This window comes from Kitasatospora sp. NPDC001527 (assembly GCF_040298605.1).
GTDB lineage: Bacteria > Actinomycetota > Actinomycetes > Streptomycetales > Streptomycetaceae > Kitasatospora.
Map to the genome: position 1 here is coordinate 1 of NZ_JBEPAM010000112.1, position 4,210 is coordinate 4,210.

The window sequence follows — 4,210 nt, forward strand, 5'->3', positions numbered from 1 at the left end:
AGGTGTTGTCGCTTCTCATGAACATCGAACACGCCGCCATACGGGTGCCTCCCGAAGTACTGAACAACCGCTGTCGAAACCCATGAACAAAGCCAGAGGCCGTCAACGGCCGCGCCAAGGGCCACCACATCAACATCGCCGACCCCAAGAAGCGCCTCGCCCACGGACGCGTCGCCCAGACGATCCTTCTCGCCCTGATGATCCTCATGATCAACCTGCGGACCATCCAGGACTGGCTCCGCACCACCAGCCCGGAGCTCACTGCGACGAGCGCCATCGAGGACTACGACGGCCTCACGCCTGCCCCGGCCGACTTCAACGGTCTTCCCCCACCACCCGACTGACGAACAGCCCGCAAAAGACCCGAAGAGACCTGCATCACATAGCCGTTGGCCTACCACCCGACGGCAGTTTTCGCATGCCCGCCCCAGCCTGGCCACCTCCAAAGCAGCCCGGGCAGCCCCGTGATCTACGTCACGAAGCACCATCGCCATGGCACGCCGCCTCGAACAAGCCCACCCAAAGCAGAAATCCCGCTCAGCCGAACCGGCTGAGCGGGATTTCGTGACCACCTACGAGTCAGACTCGTAAACAGTCGAGCGCCTGTCGGTGCGGGGATTCGCGGCCGTCCTCCCCGCGCCCGCGGGGGTGACCCCGCCGGCTGCACCTGCTGGCTCGTCTTCAACAACTGCTCCCCGCGCCCGCGCCGAACAGCAGCAGGCGGTCGGCTGAGCGGCGAGAAGCCACCTGACCCTCAGTTCTCCAGGAATCGTCGGCGCCAATACCCGTAGGCACTGAACGGGGTTGCCAGGATGAGGTGAGAGCTGAGGGAGACAGCCCTGCGGTCGAACTCGGCGTCCAACCTGGCAACGAGCCTGCCGAGGTCTTCCCGAGCACCACGAGGAAGCCACAGCAGCACGTCTTCTAGAAGGTCTCGCGCCACCAGGGGATCACAGCACTCGCAGCCCATCACCGGATCCGGCAGAACGCGCCCTGGTTGTCCCAGATACCACCGGCACTCGGCCAGGGCAGCAACCACAGCCCCTGACCACAGGCGCTCTTCTTCCAACTTCCGGATCGCTACGCGGGTTGCCGCGGACACACCGCGGATCCGGCGAACCGCAACATCTCTTCTGGGCCGCCAACGCTCCGTGCGCAGCCCCTTCGGACGCCTACGCGGCATCAGCCTTTCGGATCAACATACCGTCATCTTGCCACGAGTGGCGCTGCCCCCGCACGGGACCACCGATAGCTCATGCCACGTCGAGTGTTCCTACTTCTCGCCGACATTCATGCGCTCTCGGAGGAACAGTGATGCCGAAACCCATCGACAAGTGCTCTCCGTTCTCACCTACGCAGCCACGGGGGAGACCGAGCCCGCCGCCGAGCAGGTCTGCGGTGCGTCGTTGTTGAGCGCCGACCGCCCCCTCCACATCGCCGACCACGCAACCACAGCACGGCCCCACCGACGTCTGCCAGGATGAGCGCTGTTCCTTGACACCGCAACAGGCCAGCCCGGATGACACTCCCATGCAGACTGGTCAAGAAATGGCAAAGCCGTCGAAACGGCGCAGGTCGCGAAGGGTTCTCCCCGCGCAGGCGGGGGTCTGATTTTGTCGGGTCATATGAGAGCCGCTGCTCCGATGTGAACGGGAGCCAGGGGTAAGCCGTTCGTGGCGGTGATGTACTCGGCTGTGGCTGGGGTTCTTCGGCGAGATTGGGAGCCACTCCGGCGAGAATGGGAGCCACTGATCGGGTGACCCGACGGGCCTGGGCGGAGTGTTTGAGCGGGCCGGGACCGGGGCTGTCGGTAGCTTTTCGATGCGGGCCCGGGTCGCCTCCCTGACAAGTCGCGGCCAGGGGCTCGCGCCTATGACGCGCCAAGGGCTGGACCCCGTGGGTCCAGCCCTTTCATGCTGTGCTCTCTAGGCCGTTGCCCGCTGGACACGGTAGTTCCAGCGGGCGAGTGACCTGACGACGGTTTCGGCACCGATGGGGTTGGCGCTGTGGACGAAGACAGCTCCGATCTGAAAGGGCTGTCCGTTGAAGGCGGCTTCTTCCATGAGGGTCACCACCGGCATGATGGTGTCGTCGCCGCCGAGATCGTGGTCGAGCCACAGCTCGTCAATGAAGCTGTTGCGGTGCTCTTCCAGAAGCTGGATACCTTCGCGGCTGGTGCGGGCAATCCGCGTGGCCTGGGGAAGGGGGCGGAGGTCGTCTATGCCGAGGACGACGGGTATCGGCAAGGTGGGGGCTTCTTTCACCGGGTGATTGTCACAGTAGGCGGGCGGGATAACCACGGAGTATTGAGGCTCTGCTGGGCGGGCGGTGCCCACATCAAGGCGGGGCCGCAGGCTCCTGTTGATCCATCATGAGTGGGCCAGTGCCCGTCCAAGGCCGTTGGGGGTACCGACTTGGGCGTGAACGCCTCCACGTGCCCTTCCAGGAACGCCTCCTGCGACGCGGTCGCATAGACCCGGTGCACCGCCTTGCCCGAGTAGGACAGCCGCAGCGTGAACAGCACGCACTTGCGCCGCTGCCCGGCCAGGTCCAGCCAGAAGTCCGCGAAGTCGACCTCCGCCTCCTCGCCCGGCCTCTTCGCCTGCGGCACCATCGTCCTCCCCGCGCAGGCGGGGGTCAGCCGGTGATCCCGCCGACGGACGCCGAGCGCGCCGCCGCCCGCAAGGCGTCCTCCCCGCAGGCGCGGGGGTCAGCCGCGGCGCGCCGCCACCGTGAACCGCTTCTCGTCGTTCTCCCCGCAGGCGCGGGGGTAGCCGTACCTCGGCGTCGGCGACCTCTTCGAGGTCGCGTCCTCCTCGCAGGCGCGGGGGTCAGCCGGCCGATCCGCTGGCGTTCTGCGCCATGACCTAGTTCTCCCCGCAGGCGCGGGTATGCCAGTCCTGCTGAACGAGTCTCTCCATGCCGTTCCGTTCTGCCCACACGGCCAGAGGTCAGCGGTCGAGCGGGGTGGGGTAGACCTCGATTCGCAGGCTGCCCTTCGGCGGCGAGAGGACATCGCGGTAGTGGTGGTCGAAGGACAGGATCGCCGGGCGCTGGAGCCGCCAGGCGAGGACCGCGTTGACGGCGTCGGCCAGGCCGAGAGCGTGACCGTGGTATTGGCGGAGCAGCTGCTCGGCGTCGGCGTACAGTCGCCGGTCGGCCGGCGGCAGGACGACGAAGCCCTGCCCGGCGAGCGCGCCCAGGCGCGTGACGGCGTTGACGGCCTCGGCTTCACCGGCCCGGCGGGCCAGGAGGTGGTCGAGCTCGGTCATCACCATCGGGGAGACGATGAGGACCCGGGCGAGGGAGAGCGCTTCGGCGCCCTGGGCGTGGAGGTCGTCCTTGCGGTTGAACGCGGCGAGGAGGACGGAGGTGTCGGCGACCGCGACGCCGAGCGGGGCGGCGCTCACCGGCCAGTGCCCTCATGCAGCCAGTCGCCGGCGCCAGCGGCCAGGTCCGGCGGGCCGTCGAACAGCCCCCAGTCCGCCAGCGGCTCGGCGGGGATCGGCAGGACGCCGGCGGCGTGCTCGATCGCCAGCTCCTCCGGGGAACGGCCGAGTACCGCGGCCAGGTCCCGCAGGATCTGCGCCTCCACCCCGGAGACGGTGACACTCGCGGTGATCGACGGCTGTGGGCGGGCTGGGTCGGGAGCCGGGTTGGAGTGCGGACTCACCTGGTTCTCCTTGAGGTGCGGCAGGCGACCGGGGTAGTGGCCCGCAGCACGACGGTAGCGGCTGACCGGCGGGCCGTGGGCCGATCCGCGTGAAGCAGCACCGCGCGCCAGCGGGCAGCGGCGGGGAAGGGCAGCCCCCATCGATCCTGCCGGTAATCCCTCACATGAGGGACTACCGGCCGCAGCCCTACCCGCACAAGCAGGGGGCCAGCCAGGGCGAGCGGCCGCAGCCGCCTGGTATCGAGAGGTCCTCCCCACGAACACGGGGTCAGCCGGCGAACACGACGGCATAGCGGATCGCTCACCGTCTTCCCCGCGAGCGCGGGATCAGCCGGAGCAGATCGACAGCCCGGCCGGGCAGCGCGGCGGGTCAGCCGCAGGACGAGTCGGTCCCCCGCCCGGACAGCGGCGGTGCCGTGACGGGCAGCTGCCTTCGCTCGCTGTCAGAGGGCGTTCGATACTGATTTAGGCCGCCGCAGGCGGTTTCGGGCGGAGGTATTGCCCGACTTTGTCGGGGCTGGCGGTCAGGCGGGTGGT

At 68.3% G+C, this 4,210-nt stretch carries 5 protein-coding genes; 2 read left to right on the forward strand and 3 right to left on the reverse strand.

All coding sequences use genetic code 11. From position 1 onward, the window contains the following. Positions 1-197: 197 nt before the first annotated feature. Entirely contained in the window at positions 198-344 is a 147-nt protein-coding gene (locus tag ABT238_RS38560) for a hypothetical protein (protein WP_350807314.1), read from the forward strand. Between the two features lie 1,581 nt (positions 345-1,925). Here the strand turns inward: ABT238_RS38560 and ABT238_RS38565 are convergent. Continuing rightward, on the reverse strand, positions 1,926-2,264 hold the full coding sequence (locus ABT238_RS38565) for a cyclic-phosphate processing receiver domain-containing protein (protein WP_350807320.1): 339 nt from the start codon (positions 2,262-2,264) through the stop codon (positions 1,926-1,928). A gap of 249 nt (positions 2,265-2,513) precedes the next feature. Here ABT238_RS38565 and ABT238_RS38885 point away from each other — a divergent pair, with 249 nt between their 5' ends. Further along, positions 2,514-2,648 (forward strand): hypothetical protein, encoded by a 135-nt coding sequence (locus ABT238_RS38885; RefSeq protein ID WP_502891502.1) that lies wholly within the window; start codon positions 2,514-2,516, stop codon positions 2,646-2,648. Between the two features lie 303 nt (positions 2,649-2,951). Here ABT238_RS38885 and ABT238_RS38575 read toward each other — a convergent pair whose 3' ends face one another. After that, on the reverse strand, positions 2,952-3,410 hold the full coding sequence (locus ABT238_RS38575; protein ID WP_350807326.1) for a type II toxin-antitoxin system VapC family toxin: 459 nt from the start codon (positions 3,408-3,410) through the stop codon (positions 2,952-2,954). Further along, positions 3,407-3,673 (reverse strand): hypothetical protein, encoded by a 267-nt coding sequence (locus ABT238_RS38580; RefSeq protein ID WP_350807331.1) that lies wholly within the window; start codon positions 3,671-3,673, stop codon positions 3,407-3,409. The genes ABT238_RS38575 and ABT238_RS38580 overlap by 4 nt, the downstream gene beginning before the upstream one ends. Positions 3,674-4,210: the final 537 nt, after the last annotated feature.